Below are 24,290 nucleotides of genomic sequence, written 5' to 3' on the forward strand. Positions count from 1 at the left end.
GAGTAATATAATGATATTCAAGGGGTTTAAATTTGGAATGTTGTTACAATTTGCAATAGGACCCGTCTGTATATTTGTGTTTCAAGTAGCATCGTTAAGAGGATTTTATATAGCAGAAACGGCAGTAAGTGGAGTTTCCTTAATTGATGGCATTTTTATCGGTATTGCAACACTTGGAATTGGTTCTGTAATTGACAAAAAGAATGTTAAAATAGGTTTAAGAATATTTGGAGCAATCATATTGTTTGTATTTGGATTAAGTATAATATTAAATCAATTCAACATTATATTTTTACCAAGTTTAAATATACACAACATTTCTAAAGGTAATAATGCTTTTTCTCGTGCAATGCTTATTACTTTTTCCAATCCTCTAACAATAATTTTCTGGACAGGTGTATTCTCGGCAAAACTTACAGAGAAAAATATGGATAAAAATCAAATTTACTTGTTTGGTTTTGGAGCATTGTTATCAACAGTAGTATTTTTGAGTCTAATCGCTGTAGTGGGAAGTTTTGTTAAAACATTCTTATCATATAGTGTAATACAAATATTAAATTTAATGGTGGGAGTACTTTTTATTTATTTTAGTGTTAGGATGCTTATAAGAAGGAAAGACTAATAATATAATTTACATATTGATAATATTTAAATTTATAGTATGCACTACAATATTATGGTAAAATAAAAATCAGAATATGCTACTAATATGTAGGAGGTAACTTATGGAAAACATGATGGAGCCAATAATTACTATTAAGGATTTGAAAATGAATTATGGAGAAAAAGAAGTTTTAAGAGGTATAAATTTAAATGTTGGAAAAGGACAGATAATAGGATACATAGGGCCTAATGGAGCGGGCAAAAGTACAACCGTTAAAATAATGCTTGGACTTGTTGAAGGCTTTACGGGAGAAGTAAAAATTTTAGGACAAGATATTTTAAATGGAAGTGTGGAATATAAAAGGAAGATAGGTTATGTTCCAGAAGTTGCAGATATATATGATAGTCTTACCGCCGAAGAATATTTAACTTTTGTAGCTGAACTTTATGGCATTAATTACGAAAAGGTTGATAAGAAAGCAAGAAAATTAATGAATATGTTTGGAATAGAAAGTGTGTACAACTCAAGAATGACATCTTATTCTAAGGGAATGAAACAAAAAGTACTTATAATATCAAGTTTACTTCACAATCCAGATATATTATTTTGGGATGAGCCATTAAGTGGACTTGATGCAAATAGTGTTATGATAGTTAAGGAAATACTTTCAGAACTAGCTTCTGATGGGAAAACTATATTTTATTCATCGCATATAATGGACGTAGTTGAAAAGATAAGTAATAGAATAATTCTTATTAAGGATGGTCAAATAATTGCTGATGGAAGTTTTGAAGAACTTAAAGGGAACTCTAAAAAAGGGTCACTTGAGAGTATATTTAATGAACTTACTGGATTTAACGAATATAAAGATATAGCTAAAGAATTTATATCTACTATAAAAGAGGTGTAGATGTGAAGGATTTTAGAATATTAAAGTTTTTAGATAAATTTAAAGGCATTTTTGAAAAGTTCCATATAGACTATGAAACCATGAGAAAAATTATTCAAATAAAACTTATTATGGACAGTAGACGAGTACCCACTGTGCTTAATAATAGGGCACGAAAAAATAAAAAATCAGAAGATGATAAAAATTCATCAGGAAGAGTTTCTATAGTTTATATTTTTATTAGTCTTATAATGATTCCATTTATATTTATAAAAGCAAATTATGCTTTTTCAATGAGTTTTGTATTTGCTATTGTCATGTTTATGCTTATGACAACTTTAATTGCAGATTTTTCATCAGTGCTGCTTGATTTAAGAGATAAAAATATAATAGCCTCAAAACCTGTAGAAGGTAAAACAGTAAGTATGGCAAAAATAATTCATATTTGTATTTATATTTTTTCACTTACCATTTCATTGACTGGAATTCCTTTAATAATATCATTATTTGTACATGGAGTTGTGTTTTTTATAATATTTTTATTAGAAATAATACTTACGGATTTATTAGTAATAATGATAACCGCTCTCTTGTATCTTGCTATTTTAAGATTCTTTGATGGTGAGAAATTAAAGGACATAATAAATTATGTGCAAATAATTTTATCTATTACGTTAACTATTGGATATCAATTTCTTGGAAGGTTATTTAATATTGTAAAGTTAAATGTGACTTTTGTTCCTAAATGGTGGCAATACTTTATTGTTCCAATGTGGTTTGGTGGGTCATTTCAGTTGATAATAAATGGTAATTACAATATATATTATATAATATTTTTATTATTAGCGGTATGTGTACCTATTCTTTCCATCTGTTTATATTTAAAGCTTATGCCAACCTTTGAAAAGAACTTACAAAAGCTTGAAAATAATGGTGAAATTACGAAAGCTAAATCAAAGTTTACAGATAAGCTAGCCAATATAGTATGCTTTACAAAAATTGAAAGGACATTTTTTAAATTTACAACTGATATGATAAAAAATGAAAGAGAATTTAAATTAAAGGTTTATCCTTCATTAGGATTATCTATAATATTTCCATTTATATTTATGTTTAATAGAAACACTAGTTTTAGCAGCATTCGTTCTGGAAAAGGGTTTATAATGATATATTTTTGTGCATTGATGCTCCCAACAGTTGTAATGATGGTTAAATATTCAAAAGAATATAAGGGTGCATGGATTTACAAAGTCACTCCAATCAAAGATACTGGGGATATTTATAGGGGAACATTTAAAAGTCTAATTTTAAAATTAATATGTCCTATTTTCATTTTAGAGGGAATCATATTTATAGCTATATTTGGGTTAAGGATATTTCCAGACTTAATACTTGTATTTTTAAATATGATGTTATATACCGTAGTATGCTTCAAAGCATTTAAAAAAGCATTACCATTTTCAATACCTTATGCAACAGCTAAACAAAGTGAAGGTATAATTATGATACCTATTATGATATTACTAGGAGTTTTGGGTTTAATTCACTTTTTAGCAACTTTTGTTACATTTGGAGTATATATTTATATTTTAATTATGTTTATTATAGATTTTATAACTTGGAAATTTGCTTTTAAAATTAAAAATTAAGGTGGCTGTCAGTAGCCACCTTAATTTTTTAATCACTCTCTTTAACTTCTCGAATTAATTCTTTCAAATTTCCTTGGATATCTGGAAACTTTAAATCTAATTTTTCTAGTGTATTTACTATAGTTTTAAGTACAATATAATCTCGAAACCATCTATTATCTGCGGGTACAATATGCCATGGGGCATCGTCTATACTACAATTTGATAAAACATCTTCATAATAATTTTGGTATTTATCCCAAAACTTCCGTTCCCTTAGGTCAGCTTCAGAAAATTTCCAATGTTTCTCGGGGTTCTCAAGCCGATTTTTGAGCTTTTCTTTTTGAAAATCTTTTGATATATTTAGAAAAAATTTTAGTATAATAGTACCATTATCCGTAAGATATTTTTCAAATCTATTAATTTCTTTAAATCTATTAAATGCTGTTTTATCATCAATATTACCATGAACTCTTGTAACAAGTACATCTTCATAATAGGATCTGTTAAAAACTGTAATGTTACCTGTTTTAGGAGTTACCTTGTGGATTCTCCAAAGGTAGTCGTGTAATAATTCTTCAGAAGTTGGTTCCTTAAAACTTTCAACTTTAAAACCATTAGGGTTTAAACCAGCTAAAACTTTTTTAACAGTACCGTCCTTGCCACTACAATCCATTCCTTGTAATACTATCAGTAAACTAAATTTTTTAGAGGCACAAAATACATCTTGAAGATCAATAAACTTTTTTTGTAAAATAGAATACTCTTCTTCAACATCCTTTTTTGATAAATCATTTGTGTATTTAGGACTAAAATCTTTTAAATTTATATGTTGGTTTAATTTAACGATAAAATCATCCATTAGTCTATCTCCCTTTGTTTTTTATTTAATATATAGATATTTTTACATAGATATATATAATTATAAATAAAATTAATATAAACGCAATAATAAATCCATATTTGGTGGCAATATGGCTTTATTGTTTCAAAATAATATTTTTGGAAAAATTACTTAAATCATGCTAATATAGTACTGTAGAAAATTTCTTGATTTTGGATGATATATTATAATTGAAGATGAGGTGGGAGTATGTGTATATCTAATAATGAATTAGCATGTTTATATTTTTCTAATAATAAGGTGGTTAGGGTTAATAATGCATTTATTAAATTAACAGGGTATGATGAAAATCAATTTTTAGGAAAGTCATCAACAGAAGTTTTTAAAATTTTAAGGTCAAACATAACAGGTGAATTAGAAATTAATGAGGGTAATGGTTTAGATTGCTTCATATTCACAAAATCATTAGCTGTAAAAAGTGTAACAATAAGTAATGAATACAGATTAAATGGTGAAGCTAAATATTGTTTTACAGAAAAAGAAGAATTTGATTTAAATAATAACAATTATATAAATGAGATATATAATAGTGATTTAATTGGCTTAGCAATGTATAGCTATCCAGAAATGATTTTATTGAAGGCAAATGAGAAATATCTTTATCATTTATGTAAGACATTTAATATAGAAAAAAATTGCATAGGCATGAAAAAAGAATATATTATGAGAAACTATAATAAAGGAGACATAGAAGGATTCTGGAAGAAGATAATCCAGTCAGGTGAGGTTTATCATAATAGAAAAATGAAGGTTATAGATACATATGGAAAACATTCATATTGGGATATAACAGTTGTTCCCATTAGAGCTCACGGTGACATAAAATATTTAGCAGAAACTATAATAGATGTAGCTGAAGAAAGTGTTAATATAAAAAACAGCGAAGAAAATTTAATAAATTATGAAAAACAATTAAGTATGGTTTTTAATAATATCAAATTACCTGTAATTTGTGTTTCTTATCCTGATTTTTTTATAAAAAAAATAAACAATGAAGGATTAAGGTTATTAAGAAGTTTGAAAAAAAGTAATTTCTTGAATGTAGGAAATTCATTTGAAAATAAAATCAAATTTTCAAATGAAGATAATATTGAATGTATAAATCAAATGATTAAAACTAAGACTGTAGTAAATCTGAAAAAATTTACTGTTAAATTAGATGACAAGGTGAAATATTATAAAATCAGCTATCAACCAATTCTAGATATGAATTCAGAGGTATCAGAATTTTTTATAATTGCTATTGATATTACAAATGAAGAGGAGGAAATGAATGAAGTTAGAAAATCAATAGAAGCAAGAGAAAATTCTTTTTCTTTTATAGTCCATGAATTTAGGACACCTTTAACTACTTTAAGTGCAACGATTCAACTTATAGAATGTGTATATAAATCAGAGATATCTGATAAATTAGAAAAATACATAAAAATGATGAATAGAAATGTAAATCAGCAATTACGGTTAGTAAATAATTTGCTTGACATAACAAGAGCGGAGACTGGATATCTTAAAGTTCATAGTGAAAATAGAGATATTGTCTCTATGACTAAAGAAATTATAAAATCTATAAATACATTTGCAAAATCTAAGAATATAAGTGTAAAATTTAACTGCAAATTGAAACAGAAGGTTATTGCTATTGATGATGAAAAATATGAAAGAATATTATTAAACTTGCTTTCAAATGCAATAAAATACACTCCTGAACATAAGAATATTGAGGTTGGTATTGTTATAAAGAACAATAATTTTGTGGATATTATTGTTAAAGATGATGGTGTAGGCATAGCAAAAGAAAAACAATCTATAATATTTAATAGATTTGGGCAATCTGAAAGTGTTTTAACGAGAAAATCTGAGGGCACAGGTATAGGTCTATATCTTGTAAAACTTTTAGTAAAAGCTTTAGGGGGAAATATTACCTTAACTAGTGAGGAAAATATCGGCAGCACCTTTATTATAAGTTTGCCTGATATAAAAATTGAATTTAAAAAAGAAAAAAATTTACAAGAATTTACTAACAATAGACTAGTGCAAAATATGAAAGTTGAGTTTTCCACCATATATCTGGAGTGAATGAAAAATACCTCATGTAGAATATTGACGTTCTACATGAGGTATTTTATGTTTAATATTGCTGTGGAATATATTACCGTTGACATTATAATCAACTTTGATAGTATTACATATGTTGGCTTAAATTAAAATATAAACCAAAGAAAATTAATAGAATTATGCTTCTAAAATAACTTAAAAATATTTAAACAAATTTAAGGAGGAAACAATGAAAGCAATATTATATAAAGATAATGTAGCCCCATATGTTATGGAAATTAGTGAGTTAGAGGTATTGAATAGGTTAGAAAAGGGTTGCTTAAAAATGTTTTTTAACGAGGATGAGTTTGTAGCAATTTGCAATAGCATAAATATGGAAAATTCTATAATAAAATCTGCAGCTGATATAAAAGAAGACTTTATAGTTGTTGGACTTAAATATGGAAAAGTTATTTCGTTAAATGATAAACAAATAGAACATGTTATGGAATCAATATAATTTTAAACAATAAAAATAAGTGGTGATAAATATAAACCGTTAATTTGAATTAGTACATATTATTGGATGTGTGCATAGGCTTGTAAAAATCTGTGTACACTATTTTTATATTTATTTTTTTATAAATATAAATCTTTATACAATCTTAACACCTATTGCTAGAATCTTTATCCAACATTTATATTATCAGTGCTAATATTAGGAATGTAAAAATTAAGAAATAAAGGAGTGAGAGTGATGATGGATCTAGTTTTTATTTGCTTACTTATAATTGGATTCATATCAATTAAATTTTTTACAGATTGGTGTGAAAAACAAATTAATAAAAGGCAATAATAAATTTGAAGGAGAGGATAAAATTGGTTTTACTAATTATAATAGTGGTTTTGATGTTCTGCTATTTAGGATATGCATTATTTAATCCTGAAAAGTTCTAATTCTAAAAAGCGTGGAGGTTTTTAATATGGAAGTATTGCAAATGGCAATCATACTAATTATTTTTGGTTTATTATGTATTCCAATAGGAAAATATATTTATAAAGTTAGCGAGCAAGAGAAGACTTTTTTAGATCCTGTTTTTAATAAATTAGATAATTTTATATATAAAATAACTGGAATAACAAGTGAGGAAATGAACTGGAAGCAATATTTAATTGCTTTGATTTCAAGTAATGCGGTAGCTACTTTTATAGCGTATTTAATTCTCAGAATGCAAAGTTTTATTCATATATTAAATCCTAATAATATAGGAAACATGAGTCAGGATCTTACGTTTAATACTGTTATCAGTTTTTTGACTAACACAAATTTACAAGATTACAGTGGTGAGTCTGGATTATCTTATTTTAGTCAGATGGCAGTAATTACGTTCTTTATGTTTCTTGCAGCATCAACAGGTTTAGCCGTTGGGTTAGCATTTATGAGAGGAATAGCTGGAAGAAGAAAGAAGCTTGGAAACTTTTATCAAGATTATGTAAGAATAATAACAAGAATATTATTACCTGCAGCTATAGTTTTATCAATATTCTTTATAGCACAAGGAGTACCGCAGACATTTGCGGCAAATAAAACAGTAACTACTATAGAAGGAAAGCTTCAAGATATTCCACTTGGACCAGTAGCAAGCCTTGAATCAATAAAGCTTTTAGGAACAAATGGAGGAGGATTTTTTGGAGCCAATTCCGCACACCCCTTTGAAAATCCAACACCACTTACGGATGCAGTGGGTAATATAGCATTTCTTATATTTGCTGGTTCTACAGTAGTATGTTTCGGATATATGCTTAAAAACAAAAAGCAGGCAGTAGTAATATTTTCTGCTATGAGTATTTTACTTGTAGTTGGGCTTGCAGTTTGTTATAAAGCTGAGATGGCAGGAAACCCAGTATTAAGTAATATTGGATTAAGTCAGAGTATGGGAAATATGGAAGGTAAAGAAGTTCGGTTTGGAGTACCTCTGTCCGCGTTATTTGCCACAACTACAACAGATACATCTACTGGCGCAGTAAATAGTATGCATGATTCATTTACTCCTATAGGAGGAGCAGTTTTAATGTTTAATATGATGATTAACGTTGTGTTTGGAGGAAAAGGCGTTGGCTTCATGAATATGATCATGTATGCAATACTTACAGTTTTTATATGTGGACTTATGGTTGGAAGGACACCAGAATTTTTATCTAAGAAAATAGAAGCAAAAGAAATGAAATTAATAGCTCTTGCTATAATAATTCATCCTTTTTTAATACTAATGTTCTCGGCGTTAGCACTGATTATGCCTCAAGGAGTAAGCGCAATATCGAATCCAGGATTCCATGGATTATCACAAATATTATATCAGTATACGTCATCGGCAGCTAATAATGGATCTGGTTTCGAAGGCTTAGGTGATAATACAGTATTTTGGAATACAACAGCTGGAATAGTAATGCTTTATGGAAGATATTTATCTATGATTATCTTACTTGCTGTGGCAGGTTCACTTTCAGCTAAAAAAGCCATACCAGTAAGCATAGGAACATTTAAGACTGATAATTCTATGTTTGCCATAACATTAATAGTTATTGTCATAATAATTGGTGCGTTAACATTTTTACCAGCAATGGCACTGGGACCAATTTCAGAACATCTTACGTTATGAATCAAAGTATGACAATAAAGTTTTTTAGAAGGAGATAAGATTATGAGTAGTAAAGAAGCAAAGTCTAAATTTATTACAAAAAAAATAGCTAAAGAAGCTACTATTGAAGCATTTAAAAAATTAAACCCAAGATATATGATAAAAAATCCTGTAATGTTTATTGTTGAAATAGGTTTTTTTATATCAATTGTTCTTACCATATTTCCTAATTTATTTGGAGATACAGGAAATAATTTAAGAATATACAATATTATTGTAGCTGTAATATTATTTATAACAGTATTATTTGCTAATTTCGCAGAGGCAATAGCAGAAGGTCGTGGAAAAGCACAAGCTGAAAGTTTAAAGAAAACACGTAAAGACACTACTGCAAAACTTTTAGATTCAAATGGCAATATTAAAATAGTTAGTTCAAATGAAGTTAAAAAAGGCGATATAGTTTTGGTTGAGAATGGTGATATAATTCCAAATGATGGTGAGATTATTGAAGGAATTGCATCTGTAGACGAATCAGCCATAACAGGTGAATCAGCCCCAGTTATGAAAGAAGCAGGTGGAGATTTCGCGTCTGTAACTGGAGGAACAAAAGTTGTAAGTGATTGGCTTAAGGTAGAGGTAACAGTAACACCAGGTGAATCTTTTTTAGATAAAATGATTGCACTTGTGGAAGGTGCTTCAAGACAAAAAACTCCGAACGAAGTTGCTCTTAATACATTGCTTGTTAGTTTAACCTTGATATTTTTAATTGTAATAGTTACTTTATATCCAATGGCTGGGTATTCAGGGGTAAAAATTCAAATATCAACTTTAGTAGCACTTCTAGTGTGTTTAATTCCAACTACTATTGGTGGACTTCTATCTGCTATTGGTATTGCAGGAATGGATAGAGTTACAAGATTTAATGTAATAGCTTTATCAGGTAAAGCAGTTGAAGCTTGTGGTGATGTTGATACAATGATACTTGACAAAACAGGTACTATTACTTTTGGAAACAGACTTGCATCAGAATTTATACCTGTAGGCGATGCAAAAATGGAAGCTTTAATTAAATATTCAATTATATCTTCTCTAAAAGATGATACACCAGAAGGTAAATCAATTGTAGAACTAGGAAAAAAATTAGGCAAAGAGTTAGATTATAAAGAATATGAAGACAGTGATTTTATTGAATTTACGGCTCAAACAAGAATGAGTGGAGTAGATCTTAAAGATGGAACTATTATAAGAAAAGGTGCTGGTGATTCTATAAAAAATAGAATCAAAGAACTTGGCGGTAAAATACCTTCGGATCTTGAGGAATCCATAAATAGGGTTTCAAAAGCTGGAGGAACACCACTTGTAGTATGTGTAGCAAATAAGATATATGGAGTTATATACCTAAAAGATACAGTGAAACCAGGTCTTGCAGAAAAATTTGTAAGACTTAGAGAGATTGGTATAAAGACAGTAATGTGTACTGGGGACAATCCATTAACAGCAGCAACTATTGCTAAAGAGGCCGGTGTAGATGGATTTATTGCAGAATGTAAACCAGAAGATAAGATTAAAGCTATAACTGATGAACAAGCACAAGGAAAACTTGTAGCAATGACTGGGGATGGTACTAATGATGCACCAGCATTAGCTAAAGCAGATGTTGGTCTTGCAATGAATAGTGGAACTACAGCGGCAAAAGAAGCTGCTAACATGGTAGACTTAGATTCTGATCCAACAAAGATATTGGAAATTGTTGAAATAGGAAAACAACTGCTTATAACTAGAGGAGCATTAACTACTTTTAGTATTGCAAATGATGTAGCAAAATATTTTGCTATAATACCTGCAATATTTACAATTGCTATACCTAGAATGCAAATTTTAAATGTAATGGGACTTTCAACTCCTTATAGTGCTATTTTGTCAGCATTAATATTTAATGCAATAATAATACCTCTTCTAATACCAATTGCAATGAAAGGTGTAAAATATAGACCTATGAAATCAGAAATGATGCTTCTAAGGAATATGATTGTATTTGGACTTGGAGGAATGATTGTGCCTTTTATAGGAATTAAAATTATTGATTTAGTTATTACACCAGTAGTTAGAATGTTAAATTTAGGCTAATAAGGGAGAAGTGATTTTTATGAAGTTTCTAAAAAACGCCATTATGTTAAGTGTTGTAATGATTGTATTGTGTGGATTAGTATATCCACTTGCAATTACTGGAATAGGTAAAGTTTTTTTCAGTAACAAAGCAAATGGTAGTATAATTAGTTATAAGGGAAAAGAAGTTGGTTCAGCATTACTTGGACAAAATTTTACGGATCCTAGATTTTTTAGAGGAAGAGTTTCCTCTGTCAACTATAATACCTATACGAAAGCGGATATGAAGCCAGATAAAACAGGCAAGGTAGCTTACAGTGGTGTAGGCTCTGGTTCACAAAATTTAGCACCTTCAAATAAAGCTTTGAAGGAAAGAGTAGCAAAAGATATTCAAGATTTTTTAAAGAGTCATCCAGGGGTAAAAAAATCAGATATACCTACAGATTTATTGACAAGTTCAGGTTCAGGGTTAGATCCAGATATAAGCCCAAAAGCTGCTGAAATTCAAATTCCAGCAGTTTCAAAGGCAACTGGTATAAGTAGAGATAAACTTCAAAAAATAGTTGATAAATATACTGAAGGCAAAACATTAGGAGTATTAGGTGCTTCAAGAGTAAATGTTTTAAAATTAAATTTAGAGGTAAATTCTATGTTAAAATAGATATGAATACAGTTATTAACATAATACAGAATAGGAGGTGATTTGAATCTATAATAACGAAAGACCAGATCCTAATGTTATTTTAAGCACAGTTCAAAAGATAGAAAGCAAAAAGCATAAAGGAAAACTAAAAATATTTTTTGGATATGCAGCAGGTGTTGGAAAAACATATACAATGCTAAGAGAGGCACATGACTTAAAAGAAATTGGAAAAGATGTGGTCATTGGGTATATCGAACCTCATGCAAGAAAAGGGACTATTTCACTATTGAATGGAATAGAGTCTATTGGGATAAAAGAGATTTTATATAAGGGAATTAAATTTAGGGAATTTGATTTAGATAAAGCACTTAAAAGAAAACCTAAAATTATATTAGTAGACGAACTAGCACATACAAATGTTAATGGGCAAAGATATAAAAAAAGATGGCAAGATATCGAAGAACTTTTAAATGCAGGTATTGATGTATACACTACTCTAAATGTTCAGCATATTGAGAGTTTAAATGATGTAGTTGCTACTATAACGAGAGTAACGGTAAGAGAAACAATACCAGATAAAGTTTTTGATGATGCGGATAAAGTTGAATTAATTGATATTGAACCTGAGGAACTTTTAAAGCGATTTAGTGAAGGGAAAATATACAGCAAAGAGCAGACAAAAAAAGCATTTAACAATTTTTTTACAAAAAACAATCTCTATGCACTTAGAGAAATTGCTTTAAGGAGAACTGCTGATAGGGTAAGTTATGAAGTTGAGAGTGCCAGATTATCAAAGGGGCAGATTACAGTTATGCCAACTTCAGATCAAATACTTGCTTGTATCAGTACATCGCCATCTTCACTGAGGGTAATTAGGACTGCAGCAAGATTTGCAGAAGCTTTTCATACAAAATGGATAGTTTTGTATGTTGAGACAACTAAATTTCAAAAACTAACGGCGGAAGATAAAGAGAGGTTAAATTCATATATTAATTTGGCAGAGCAACTTGGTGGTGAAGTAGTTACAGCATATGGGGATGATGTAGCTATGGAAATAATAGAATATGCTGAATTTAGGAATATAACTAAAATTATTATAGGAAAAAACAACAAGGTAACTAGTAAGATACTCCATTTTTATGCTAGAGACATCGTAGATAAACTTATGAATTCAAATTCCTATATTGATGTATATGTTGTACCTAACGCAGAGTGTGAAAACAAAAATATAAGAAAAAAATTAAATACAAATGTGAAATTATCTATATCTTTTCAAGACATAATTAAGGCAATTTTAGTAATGTGCAATGTTACAATAATTTCTAAGATTTTTGATATATTTGGATTTGCTTCTACAAATATGATTATGGTATATATTTTGGGTGTTATAATAGTTTATATGGCAACTACAGGTTATTTAGCGGGAATAATATCATCAATTATAGGTGTGCTTAGTTTCAATTATTTATTTACAGAACCCAAATATTCATTTGAATTTTATGATAAAAGTTACTTAGCCACATTTCCAATAATGCTTATAGTTGCATTAATAATAGGAACTCTTACTAATAGAGTTCAAACTGAGGTTAGAAAATCTTCAGATAGAGAAAAACTGACACAAACTTTATATCGGATAAGTAGAAAACTTCTCAGTGCAACTAGCAATGCAGATGTGGTAACTGTAGGAATAAAATATATTTCAAGACTTATAGGGAGAACTGTTATATGTTATGTCTTTGAAAATGAAAAGTTGTCAGCTCCATTTATATATAACAGTGATAAAAGCAAAAATTATAATAATATTTTGGATAAAGAGGAGCAGGCGGCAGCTCAATGGACATTTTTAAATAAAAAGGAATCTGGCTCTGGAACGGATACCTTTTATGGGGCTAAAGGTTATTATATGCCTATAAAAGGGAAAAAAAACATATTGGGAGTTATAGGGATTTCATGTATAGATGGTAAGCTTGAGCCTGAACAAAAGTTTGTTTTTGAAACAGTTACAAGTCAAATGTCCATAGCTCTTGAGAGAGAAATTTTTTCAAAGGAGCAAGAAACCTCAAAAATTGAAATTGAGAGAGAACGGCTTAGGAGTAATCTTTTAAGATCTATTTCACATGACTTAAGAAGTCCATTAGCTGGAATAAAAGGTGCAGTTAGTACCATTTTGGAGAATGGGGATCTTATTTCGAAAGAAACAGAGAAGAAACTTCTTAAAGGAATGTATGATGATACAGAATGGCTGATTAGATTAGTAGAAAATTTACTTAGTATGACGCGCTTTGATGAAGGAAAAATGGAAATTAGAAAAAATATTGAGGTAGTAGAGGAAGTTGTATATGAAGCTGTTCAACGAAGTTCTAAGCAGTTTAAAAACCATAAGATAAAGGTAAATGTTCCAGATAAATTAATATTAGTGGCAATGGATGGCAGCTTAATAGAACAGGTATTAATAAATTTAATTGATAATGCAGTTAAATATTCACCAAAGCAATCCTTAATAATTGTAAACTTATATGAAAAAAATAAAGATGTGATATTTGAGGTTATTGATAACGGCACAGGAATACCTAAAAAAATACTTCCACACATATTTGACAGATTCTTTACCGATGGAAATAATGTGTCAGATTCAAGACGTGGCGTTGGACTAGGGCTTGCTATTTGTAAGTCTATAGTGGAGGCACATGATGGTAGAATAAAGGCTCTTAATAGAAAAGATGGTGGAGCTATTTTTAGATTTAATATACCAGAAAGTAATGCAATGGAAAACAAAAATAATCTTTTAGGAGTTGAGAAGGATGGGAAATAAACTGTATATACTGGTGGTTGAAGATGATAAGCCAATAAGAAATTTTATTTCAGCATCCTTATTGGCTCAAGGTTATAAGTACGTTGAAACAGATAAAGGAAATGAAGCAGTTGCTCTTTCTATGTCACATAATCCAGATCTTATAATACTTGATTTAGGTCTTCCAGATATTGATGGACTAAAGGTTATAAGTAAGATTAGAGAGTGGTCTAAAGTGCCAATAATAGTTGTTTCAGCTAGAGAAAATGAAAGACAGAAAGTGGAAGCGCTAGATTTAGGAGCAGATGATTATCTTACGAAGCCCTTTGGAATTGGCGAACTCCTAGCGAGGGTAAGAGTGGCACTCAGGCATGTTATATCTGGCCAATCTGAAGATGAAGATATTAAATTTTTCAATGTAAAAAAGCTGTATGTAGATTTTATTAAAAGAAAAGTAACGATAGATAATGTAGAAGTGCATCTAACACCTATAGAATACAAAATAATGTTATTATTATGTAAATATCCTGGCAGAGTTCTTACGCATAATTTTATAATTCGCGAAATATGGGGATCATCCATTGGAAGTGAAACAAAATCTCTAAGAGTTTTTATGGCAAGTCTTAGAAGAAAAATAGAAAAGAATCCAGCTGAGCCAGAATACATTTATACAGAAGTTGGAGTTGGATATAGATTAATTGATGAATAATTTGTAAAATTGTAATAATATAACTGGACAGAAGTGCTATAATAAAACTAGATATTTAAATCACTAACGTTACCGCATAAGTAAGGAACTTAAATTTTTAATTTATAGCGAATAACTTACTTCAATTAAAATTGAAGGAGAGCTAAAAAACTCCTACGGATGCTAGCGATTCAAACATTAAAAATGGCTTATAAAAGCTAAGAGGAGTGATTTATTATGGAACAAATAGTTTTAGATGTAGAACAAAGAATACAAAAGACAAAGAAATTTAAAGAAGATGGTTTTATAGCAGGTGTAATTTATGGTGGCAATGCTGAAAATACAAAATCTGTGAAAATTCAAGAAGTATCTCTAAAGAAAATTCTTTCTAAGCATGGATCAAATGTAAAATTGTGGGTTAAATATGGAGATGAAAAAAAATTTGGATTTATTAAAGAAATTCAGAGAGAACCTCTTACAAACAAGATTATACATATAGATGTACAACTTGTATCTAAAGATCAAAATATAAAGATGCAAATTCCTATTGTGTTTAAAGGTGAAGAAGAATTAAAAGCAAATCAATTACAAATTCAAGCTCATAAATCAGATGTAGAAGTTTTAGGAAAAATAGATTTAATGCCAGAAGTAGTGTATGTTGATGTTTCTAAGAAAAATGCTGGTGATACTATTGTTTTTGAAGACTTTAATTTGGACAAGAATATAAAAGCACATGATAAAGAAGATGAAATATACGCTACTATAACCAAGTTAATAATTGAAGAAGAAACTGAAGATGAAGCCGAGGAAACTAAAACAGAAGAATAATTCATAAGCACATAAAATGATATAAATAAGAAAGAACCTGAATTAGAAAATCTGATTCGGTTTTTTTTTATTAATAAAAACGCTATAAAACTTACAGCCATATATATTGTTGACAATATAATAGTATAAACTATAATAAATATAGGTAATATAAAATTAAATATGAAAAGGCATGAAGGAATGTGGTTTAAATCCACAACAGCCCCCGCTACTGTAAGTATTGATGAAGGATACATTATCACTCGGATTTTTCTGGGGAAGAGTATCATTAAGATGAAGTACAAGTCAGGATATTTTGTGTTTTTTCGTGAAGTTTCTACCTTCGGAGGGAGGGTAAAGGATTATATAGCGTTATACTTTTGTATGACAATTTACACTTTACCGGACTTTTGTCCGGTATATTTTTTTGGAGGAAATATGAATGAAAATTTAAAAGGCATGCATGTGTCTTCAGTAATATTATTAAATATGATTTTATGTATTTTAATAATATGTTCTGATAATCCTTTAATTTTGTTTGGTTTATCAGTGATTATGATTTATATATTTATAAGGAGTAGAAGGTTAAAGGTTATTAAGAAAAGTATTATGTATTTTTTCCCATTTGCAATAATAACAGTCATTATTAATCTTATCTTTGTAAATGAAGGAAACATTGTAATTCTAACTGTGTTTAACAGGATAATAACCATTGAAGCTCTAATATATTCTTTAACACTTTCATTTAAGCTTTTACTTGTAATTTTTGTGTTTGCAATGTTTCAGGTAATGATTGACTCTGATAAAGCAATTTCTTTTTTTTCTAAGATTGTACCTAAAACTACACTTACAATGATGATTGCACTTAAGCTTTTTCCTTCTATGCAAAAAAGGATGAATAACTTGAAAGATATATACAGTATTAGAGGGGTTAATTTTGAAACAAAGGGTATAAAAGATGTGATAAGAAATCTTAAACCTCTTTTTTCTGTAATACTTGAGGATTCATTAGAAAATTCTTTTGATATCGGGGAAGCTGCTTATATTAGAGGATTTTTAAGTAATAAGAGAACAATATATGATAGAAAGCATTTAAATAAAGGAGACTATGCAATATCAATTTCAGTAATTTTAATTTTAATTATATTTTTAACTTTTAAGTTTTTAGGTATGGATAATTTTAATGCTTACTATGGAATAAATCTAAGGAATATAGTAGACACAGCAAGTTCTGTAATCTTTGTATCACTTATCCTATTAACATTTGAATTACACTTAGTTTTTTATGAGGAGAAAATAAAATGAATTATATTGAAGCTAAAAATATAGATTATTACTATCCTAGAGAAGAGAAAAAAACATTGGAAAGTATAAATTTTATTATAGAGAAGGGAGACTTTGTCCTACTTACGGGTGAATCAGGCTCTGGGAAATCAACTCTTGCAAAATGTATATCAGGCTCTATACCAAATTTTTATGGAGGAACCATAGGAGGACAAATATATTTAAATGGAAAACTTATAAAGGATATTGAGCATGTGGAAAGAGCTAAGGAAATAACTATGGTTTTTCAAGATCCAGAAAGACAACTGGTTATGAATAAGGTGCATAGAGAAATTGCTTTTGGGCTTGAAAATGTTGGAATAGAAGAAAACAAAATAAAAAGAAGAGTTTTTGAAGCAATGCAGTATTCAAATTTATTGCAGCTTGCTTATAGAGATATAAACACACTTTCTGGTGGAGAAAAACAAAAGGTTGCAATTGCTTCAGCACTTAGCTATATGCCAAATTGTATTATTTTAGATGAACCAACTTCACAGCTTGATCCTTCTGCTGCCTTTGAAGTGTGTGAACTTGTGAAAAGAATAAATGAGGAACTTGGAATAACAATTATAGTTATAGAACAAAGAATTGATAAGTGGTTTGATGTTGCAGACAAGATTATGGTTATGGAAAAGGGTAGAAAAATATTTTTTGGAAACAAAGAAGAAATGTACGATGAAAAGTCTGGGAAACTGGAAAAATTCTTACCAACTTATCTTAAACTATCTAAATTTCTACAGCTAAATAACAGGCCAGAGGGTTTAAAAAATATTAGAAAAAGCATTAGAAATTTTAAATTTGCTAAGCCTATAGTAGAGGAAAAAAAAGTTGAAAAAGAGGCAATTCAAGTTAAAAACTTAAGCTGTAAATATGGTGAAGTTGAGGCGATTAAAGATTTAAGCCTTAGTGTGAATTGCATGGACTTCCTTGCAATACTTGGATCAAATGGAGCAGGGAAAAGTACATTTATGAAAACCATAATTGGACTTAATAAGTATAAAGGAAGCATAAAAATTTTTGAAAAGGAAGTTTCAAAAATTAAGCTTACAGAACTTTCAAAAATTGTTGGTTATGTATCTCAAAATCCAAATGACTATCTAACTAAGGATACAGTTTATGAAGAATTAAAGTTTACTTTGGATAATCATAAGTTAAAGGAATATGAAGTCATAGATGAAGTGCTTAAAGCCCTTAAAATTTACGAATTTAAGGATAAAAATCCAAGAGACTTAAGTGGGGGACAACGTCAGAGAGTGGCAGTAGCATCTATTTTAGTATTAAATCCTAAAATACTCATGTTAGATGAGCCAACAAGGGGTATGGATATAAATGCAAAAAAAGACTTAGGGGAGATACTTAAAAATTTAAACAAAAGTGGGACTACAATAATTCTAATAACACATGACGCAGATTTTGCTGCTGAATACTGCAATAAGTTTATGCTAATGTTTAATGGTGAAAAAGTATCCATTGGAAGCAAAACAGACGTCTTATCTGAGGGTATATTTTATACTACTACTATAAACAAACTTATTAGAGACAATGAAAAGGACATATTCACTTTAAACCAGGCAATGAAAATGTTTAAAAAGGAGAAGATATGAGGAAAGCAATAATAGCACTTGTAGTATTAATTTTTGTAATACTAGGTGTATTAACTTTTAAATATAAGGGTGATTTTTCTTGGCTTATAACTATGTCAGTGTTTTGTATTCTAGTACTAAGCTATTTATATTTTGAAAAAAGCTTGCTAGGGACAAAGGAAATTGCTTTAATTGCAACGCTTAGTACTGTGGGAGCAGTGGGTAGAGTTATTTTTGCTCCATTCCCAAATATAAAACCAACCACATTCATTGTTGCTATTTCAGGATTGGTTTTTGGACCATATGAAGGTTTTTTAATCGGAAGTACTTCAGCTTTTATTTCAAATATATTTTTAGGGCAAGGGCCATGGACAATTTGGCAGATGTTTGCATGGGGGTTAGTTGGCTTTATCTCAGGATTGATTGGAAAAAGGAATAAACACATTTCCGGAGAAGGTTTTTCTTTTATTTGTTTTATTTATGGATTTATGTTTGATTGGATTATGAATTTATGGTACGTAATAGGATTTATTAAACCACTTACAGTTAAAGGCATTTTTATTGCTTATTTATCAGGATTAACTTTTGATCTTGCACATGCTGCTAGTAGTTTTGTATTTTGTATAATATTTTTTGAAAAATTTTATAAGGTCTTAGATAGATTTAAAAGGAGACTTGAAATCACATATATTAAGGATGATATATAAGGAGGAACAACATTGAAAAGATTTTTAAGTTTGTTACTTACTTTAGTACTATTTATGAGTGGATTAACAAATGTTGTAAATGCAGAAGATACTGGTGCAAGCTGTCTTGTAAGAATTGAAGGGCTTTCAGGCACAATTGCAGAAGATTATGGGAATGGAACAACGGCAGCAGAAGTTGCTATTGATGTTTTGAATAAAAAGAAAATTCATTACACAGGGGATAAAAATTATATTAGCGAGATAGATAATATAAAGTCTGGAAGCTTGCAGGGTGGTTATGATGGCTGGATGTCATATGTAAAGCATGCAGATGGAAAAACTGTAGATCAGTCTTACCCGTATACACCTGTAGCTGGTGATGAAATTGTATTTTATTATAGCAATAAGGAAATGAATACACCTTTTGTGAATTCAATAAAATTCACTCCCGATATAGTGAAAGTAAATGAGGCATTTACCATGAAATTCGGCTGGAAACATGATATTTATGATAGTAATTGGAATGCAATTTCAACTACTACACCAATCTCCAAGGTAAATGTGAAAATTGATAATGAAAATTATGTTACTGATGATAATGGACAAATTTCAGTTAAAGGTCTTCACAACGGAAAGCATACATACGAGATAAGTGGTTATAATAAAGGTCAGCCTCCCAGCGTTGTAATGGACAAGGGAAGTTTTATTATTGATGGAGAGACAACATCAGGATTTAATTATACTGATTCAAGTTATGACAACATAACTAAGGATAACAATAAAATTGATGTAGATATAAATAACGAGGTGAGTGCCACTTCAAAAGTTTTAATGCCAATCTCAGACAATTGGGTAGCTATGGACATGCAAAAACTAGGTGTAAATAGTAATAAAGATTTTTTAGAAAACTTGGCACAGGATATAAGTTACAATGGTTTAGCCTCTTATAGTAACACAGATTTAGAAAAAGCAATTATAGGTATTACAGCAGCAGGATACAGCCCTTATAATTTTGAAGCACAAAATCTAGTTGAAGAACTTTATAATAGACAGTTAAGTAGTTTTCAAATTAATGATTTAATATTCGGTCTAGATGCATACAACTATGCAAATATAAAAGAAAAATATAATATTAATAAAGTTGACATTGTTAATGCAATTTTAAATAAGAATTTAAGTAATTCTGGAGGATGGTCAATAAGTGGCAATTCGGTAGATGCAGACATAACAGGTATGGCTATAAGCTCTTTAGCACCTTATTATAATAGTAATGCTATGGTGAAATCAAAGCTAGATAAAGCTGTACAAGCTATTTCAAGTATGGAAAATAACAGTGGTTATATTGGCTCTAATAATGGACTTACAAGTGAAACACTTTCTATGGTAATACTTGGACTTACAGCAATAGGAATAGATCCAAGTCAGAGCCCTTTTGTAAGGCAAAATGGAAACATTGTAACAGCATTACTGTCGTTTAAGGGTAATGGAGGCATGTACAAGCATAACTTAAATGGAAGTGATGATTATATGGCTACAGAGGAGGCACTTAGGGCACTTATAGCATTGCAAAAATTAAAAACTTCTGATACATACAACTTTTATTCCACTAATATAGATGCTAGTCAGCTCCCAGCTTATGATTTTAAGTTAGAAAATAAGGATACAGAATATGGGACAAAAAGCGTCATGACAAAAGCAGTATCAAATGTTATGAAGCCATCTAAAGTAGTAAAAGTAGCAGATGAAGGCAGTAAATCACAAGTTATAGAAGCTAATAGCGTGATTCAAGCTGAAACGGGTAACGATGAAATAACCATAAATTCAGAAGATAATAAAATAGGAGTAATACTGCCTAAAGATATTATTAATATACCGAATGGAAGCAAACTTTATTTTTCACAAAGATACTTATCTTCTACAGAAGCTAGTAAAGTAATAAATAAGATACCAATTAATTTAAAAATAGTAGGAAATATTTTTTCTTTAAATCTTGTGCTTAGGGAAGCAAATGGAGAAGTTAGTGAAATTCATAATTTTAAACCTGGGAAAATGGCTAAGGTTACAGTAAGTTTAAAGGGCATAAAAAATATAGACCCATCAAAGCTTGGAGCTTACTATTTTAATGAGTCAAAATTAAAATGGGAAAAGGTTGAGGGGTCAAATGGTGTTTTTGATAACAGTAATTCCACATTTACATTTGAAACACCTCACTTTACAACTTTTGCAATATTTGAAGGAAATATTTCGTTAAATAAAATAAGCAGCAAACCTTTTAACTCAAGCAATAGTATTTTTGATTCAACGATTATAATTTGTAGTGTGCTTTTAATTATTGCAGTAGTATTATTTGTATTGATTTTAGGGAAAAGAGGTGAAAAAGTTGAAGAGAAAGAGTAGCTTAATAGTACTAATTATTTTCATTTGTTCTTTAACAGCTATACTTGCAAATCATTTACAACAAAAAATGTCTGCACAACTAGTACAAGTATCAGGGAATAGAAATACTGTGCAAAAACAACAAAATATTTCTAAGAATGATGAAAAAAACACATCAACAGAAGTACCTTCAAGTGCTAAAGTTGCCTCAAACGATGATGGAGATTCAAATTTAAATAATGTGTCAAATTCACAAAACAATAGCAATGCAAATAATAAAAGTAATTACGTAAAGCAGGCAGATGGACAAAACAACTTTGTTTCAGCAGCTACAAAAAGTAATGGTCAGGAAAATTTTTTTATAATTGATAATGTCGATAAAAGTAAGAATTATAGCTCTTTTGTGAATTTTAATGGCAAATCAGTAGCAGACGTTACTTTAGAGGTGTTGAACAGACAAAACATTCCTAGAAGTTATACTTCTGGAATAACAGGAATTTACTTTTCAAGTATAAATGGACAAAAAGAAAAGAGTGCAGGTGAAAAAAGCGGGTGGAATTATTATGTAAATGGAGAAAAGGGATCTGTTGGGGCATCTAGCTATATTTTAAAAACAGGAGATAAAGTTGAATGGGAATTTTTTCAGAATGCCCTAGATAATTAAGCTAAAAAATAAGCCAAATCAAAATTTGATTTAGCTTATTTTTTATACATTATTTATAATCCGTAAGAATTTCACTTAATTAAGTTTTATTTTGAATAGAACTCTATAACAGCCATATCGTTTACGTGTATTGGGATTTCCTTTCTTTCAGGAAGTCTAGTGAGTTCTCCACAGAAATTGTTAAAATCTTTTTTTATATAAGGAAGAGAAAAAGATGAAAGTTCTGTAAAATTGCTAGAGAACAATTCATTTTTTCTGTATTTTTCCCTTAAGGATATAACATCATTTATTTTAGTTCCATAGGATGGTATATCAACTTTTTCACCATTAACAAGTATGAGACCATGATTAACCATCTGCCTTGCTTGTCTAATTGAATTTGCAAAGCCTATCCTGTAAACCATATTGTCAAGTCTACATTCTAAAAATTTTAATAGAGTTTCACCGCTTAATTCTCCACTTTTCATAGATTTATATACGTATCTTTTAAATTGCTTTTCTAGAACTCCATAATAAGCTCTAAGTTTTTGTTTTTCCATAAGATGCACAGCATAATCCGAAATTTTCTTAGGTTTTCTATTTACTTCAAACCTATTCATAGCTTTTGCATGGCCATAAATATTTACTCCAAATCGTCTGCACTCTTTAAATCTTGGTCCTCTTGTAGTTGCCATATCTATCTCCTTAAATTATTTTATAAATTGAAATTATCATACCATATATGATAGTGATAATCAATATCATATGATTAAATTAGTATTGACAAGTATTCAATAATTTAATATACTTTAGTAAAATAATGAAACCGGTACCATTATCAGTTATAGGAGAGTATTAAGTGATGAATAAATTTATTACAGCTTCAAGAACATCAAGAGTAACAATAAATGACGTAGCAAAGTTGGCTGGGGTGTCAAAAACAACTGTGTCAAGATATATTGGAAGGCATTATGATTCTTTAGCTGAAAAAACTAGAAAAAAAATTGAAGAAGCCATTGATACACTAGGGTACAGGCCTAATGTTATGGCAATGGGACTAAAAGGAAACAAAAGTCGAATAATTGGTATGGTAATTGCTGATATAACTAATCCATTTTCAACAGAAATGCTTAGAGGGGCAGAGACTATTTGCAAAAAAAATGATTATAGTCTTATTGTTTGCAATACAGATAATGATCCAGTTGAAGAACTTGATTATATATTTATGCTTCAAGCACATAGGATAGATGGTCTTATTATAAATACAACGGGTAAAAACAATGAATTTTTATACAAATTAGCAGCAGATGATGAGATACCTGTAGTATTAGTAGATCGCAAAATACCCGAATTAGATTTTGACACTATATCAGTTGATAATAAAAAGGGGACGTCAGAAATTGTAAACTTTTTATTAGAAAAAGGTTATGAGAGAATAGCTTTTTTTACAGAGCCAGTTAAAAAAATCAGTTCACGAATAGAACGCATGGATACTTTTATAAAAATACTTTCTGAAAAGAAACATATGAGTGCAAGTAAAGATTTATACGAAATTGATATTAATATAAGTAAAAATCTTGAGAATGGCATTAATAGTTTTTTAGAGGATTCCCAAAAAAATTCAAGGGTTATTTTTGCTACTAATGGTGTTGTTTTATTAAAAATAATGTCAATAATTAAAAGCAAAAATCTAAGAATACCAGAGGATATAGGGATAGTTGGCTTTGATAATCCAGAATGGACTGAAATAATTGGTAATGGGATAACAACTTTTGCTCAGCCAGCTTATAAAATTGGTAATACAGCAATGAATAGAATTTTAAGTCGTATAAATGGTGATGTAGATGAGCCTAAAATAATAGAACTTCCGGGCCAATTAATAATTAGAGGTTCAACACAATAATAAGAATTTCAGTAGTTATGAAAAATTTAAGTAAATTTGGAAT

Annotated in this window: 20 protein-coding genes and 1 riboswitch; of the genes, 18 read left to right on the forward strand and 2 right to left on the reverse strand. The window is 29.5% G+C overall.

Features of this window, described 5'->3' with window-relative positions; translation table 11 throughout:
- Positions 1-10 precede the first annotated feature (10 nt).
- The 3 genes from B8978_RS10965 to B8978_RS10975 all read left to right on the forward strand — a co-directional run bounded on the left by B8978_RS10965 (position 11) and on the right by B8978_RS10975 (position 3,142).
- Complete coding sequence (locus tag B8978_RS10965; protein ID WP_084116069.1) at positions 11-622, forward strand: LysE family translocator; 612 nt, start codon at positions 11-13, stop codon at positions 620-622.
- A 103-nt stretch (positions 623-725) separates the two neighbouring features.
- Positions 726-1,514: an ABC transporter ATP-binding protein gene (locus B8978_RS10970; protein ID WP_176212679.1), complete on the forward strand. Its 789-nt coding sequence runs from the start codon at positions 726-728 to the stop codon at positions 1,512-1,514.
- A gap of 2 nt (positions 1,515-1,516) precedes the next feature.
- Complete coding sequence (locus B8978_RS10975) at positions 1,517-3,142, forward strand: hypothetical protein (RefSeq protein ID WP_084116070.1); 1,626 nt, start codon at positions 1,517-1,519, stop codon at positions 3,140-3,142.
- Positions 3,143-3,170: 28 nt separating this feature from the next.
- On the opposite strand, the gene B8978_RS10980 is transcribed toward B8978_RS10975, so the two are convergent.
- Positions 3,171-3,983 (reverse strand): PPK2 family polyphosphate kinase, encoded by an 813-nt coding sequence (locus B8978_RS10980; protein WP_084116071.1) that lies wholly within the window; start codon positions 3,981-3,983, stop codon positions 3,171-3,173.
- 231 nt (positions 3,984-4,214) lie between these two features.
- Between B8978_RS10980 and B8978_RS10985 the strand changes: the two genes are divergently transcribed.
- From B8978_RS10985 to B8978_RS11050, 14 genes are all read left to right on the forward strand, one after another.
- The gene (locus B8978_RS10985) at positions 4,215-6,101 is read left to right on the forward strand and encodes a PAS domain-containing sensor histidine kinase (protein ID WP_084116072.1); all 1,887 of its coding nucleotides are present in this window, start codon (positions 4,215-4,217) and stop codon (positions 6,099-6,101) included.
- Between the two features lie 208 nt (positions 6,102-6,309).
- Positions 6,310-6,579, forward strand: coding sequence for a hypothetical protein (locus tag B8978_RS10990; protein WP_084116073.1), 270 nt, complete (start codon positions 6,310-6,312; stop codon positions 6,577-6,579).
- Between the two features lie 359 nt (positions 6,580-6,938).
- Positions 6,939-7,016 (forward strand): K(+)-transporting ATPase subunit F, encoded by a 78-nt coding sequence (gene kdpF, locus B8978_RS20545; protein WP_423236721.1) that lies wholly within the window; start codon positions 6,939-6,941, stop codon positions 7,014-7,016.
- 26 nt (positions 7,017-7,042) lie between these two features.
- A complete protein-coding gene (gene kdpA / locus B8978_RS11000) occupies positions 7,043-8,719 on the forward strand; it encodes a potassium-transporting ATPase subunit KdpA (RefSeq protein ID WP_084116075.1) in 1,677 nt (558 codons plus the stop codon).
- Between the two features lie 42 nt (positions 8,720-8,761).
- Positions 8,762-10,825, forward strand: a complete 2,064-nt coding sequence (gene kdpB / locus B8978_RS11005) for a potassium-transporting ATPase subunit KdpB (RefSeq protein WP_084116076.1) — start codon at positions 8,762-8,764, stop codon at positions 10,823-10,825.
- A 19-nt stretch (positions 10,826-10,844) separates the two neighbouring features.
- Positions 10,845-11,465 (forward strand): K(+)-transporting ATPase subunit C, encoded by a 621-nt coding sequence (locus B8978_RS11010; RefSeq protein WP_084116077.1) that lies wholly within the window; start codon positions 10,845-10,847, stop codon positions 11,463-11,465.
- Between the two features lie 175 nt (positions 11,466-11,640).
- Positions 11,641-14,259, forward strand: a complete 2,619-nt coding sequence (locus B8978_RS11015) for a sensor histidine kinase (RefSeq protein ID WP_242950541.1) — start codon at positions 11,641-11,643, stop codon at positions 14,257-14,259.
- Positions 14,249-14,947: a response regulator gene (locus B8978_RS11020; RefSeq protein ID WP_084116079.1), complete on the forward strand. Its 699-nt coding sequence runs from the start codon at positions 14,249-14,251 to the stop codon at positions 14,945-14,947. The genes B8978_RS11015 and B8978_RS11020 overlap by 11 nt, the downstream gene beginning before the upstream one ends.
- 216 nt (positions 14,948-15,163) lie before the next feature.
- Positions 15,164-15,754, forward strand: coding sequence for a 50S ribosomal protein L25 (locus B8978_RS11025; RefSeq protein WP_084116080.1), 591 nt, complete (start codon positions 15,164-15,166; stop codon positions 15,752-15,754).
- Positions 15,755-15,929: 175 nt separating this feature from the next.
- A riboswitch (cobalamin riboswitch) is annotated at positions 15,930-16,050 on the forward strand.
- 121 nt (positions 16,051-16,171) lie between these two features.
- A complete protein-coding gene (locus B8978_RS11030; protein WP_084116081.1) occupies positions 16,172-17,038 on the forward strand; it encodes an energy-coupling factor transporter transmembrane component T in 867 nt (288 codons plus the stop codon).
- Positions 17,035-18,660, forward strand: a complete 1,626-nt coding sequence (locus B8978_RS11035) for an ABC transporter ATP-binding protein (protein WP_084116082.1) — start codon at positions 17,035-17,037, stop codon at positions 18,658-18,660. Before B8978_RS11030 ends, B8978_RS11035 begins: the two co-directional genes overlap by 4 nt.
- Positions 18,657-19,346, forward strand: a complete 690-nt coding sequence (locus tag B8978_RS11040; protein ID WP_084116083.1) for an ECF transporter S component — start codon at positions 18,657-18,659, stop codon at positions 19,344-19,346. Before B8978_RS11035 ends, B8978_RS11040 begins: the two co-directional genes overlap by 4 nt.
- A 12-nt stretch (positions 19,347-19,358) precedes the next feature.
- On the forward strand, positions 19,359-21,722 hold the full coding sequence (locus B8978_RS11045) for a hypothetical protein (protein WP_084116084.1): 2,364 nt from the start codon (positions 19,359-19,361) through the stop codon (positions 21,720-21,722).
- A complete protein-coding gene (locus B8978_RS11050; RefSeq protein WP_084116085.1) occupies positions 21,706-22,365 on the forward strand; it encodes a DUF4430 domain-containing protein in 660 nt (219 codons plus the stop codon). The genes B8978_RS11045 and B8978_RS11050 overlap by 17 nt, the downstream gene beginning before the upstream one ends.
- 86 nt (positions 22,366-22,451) lie before the next feature.
- Here B8978_RS11050 and rpsD read toward each other — a convergent pair whose 3' ends face one another.
- Complete coding sequence (gene rpsD / locus B8978_RS11055) at positions 22,452-23,039, reverse strand: 30S ribosomal protein S4 (RefSeq protein WP_084116086.1); 588 nt, start codon at positions 23,037-23,039, stop codon at positions 22,452-22,454.
- 167 nt (positions 23,040-23,206) lie between these two features.
- On the opposite strand from rpsD, the gene B8978_RS11060 reads away from it, so the two are divergent.
- Positions 23,207-24,247, forward strand: a complete 1,041-nt coding sequence (locus B8978_RS11060; RefSeq protein WP_139796037.1) for a LacI family DNA-binding transcriptional regulator — start codon at positions 23,207-23,209, stop codon at positions 24,245-24,247.
- Positions 24,248-24,290: the final 43 nt, after the last annotated feature.

Origin of the sequence: Clostridium acidisoli DSM 12555 (genome assembly GCF_900176305.1) — a bacterium.
In the GTDB taxonomy this organism is placed as follows: Bacteria; Bacillota; Clostridia; order Clostridiales; family Clostridiaceae; genus Clostridium_I; species Clostridium_I acidisoli.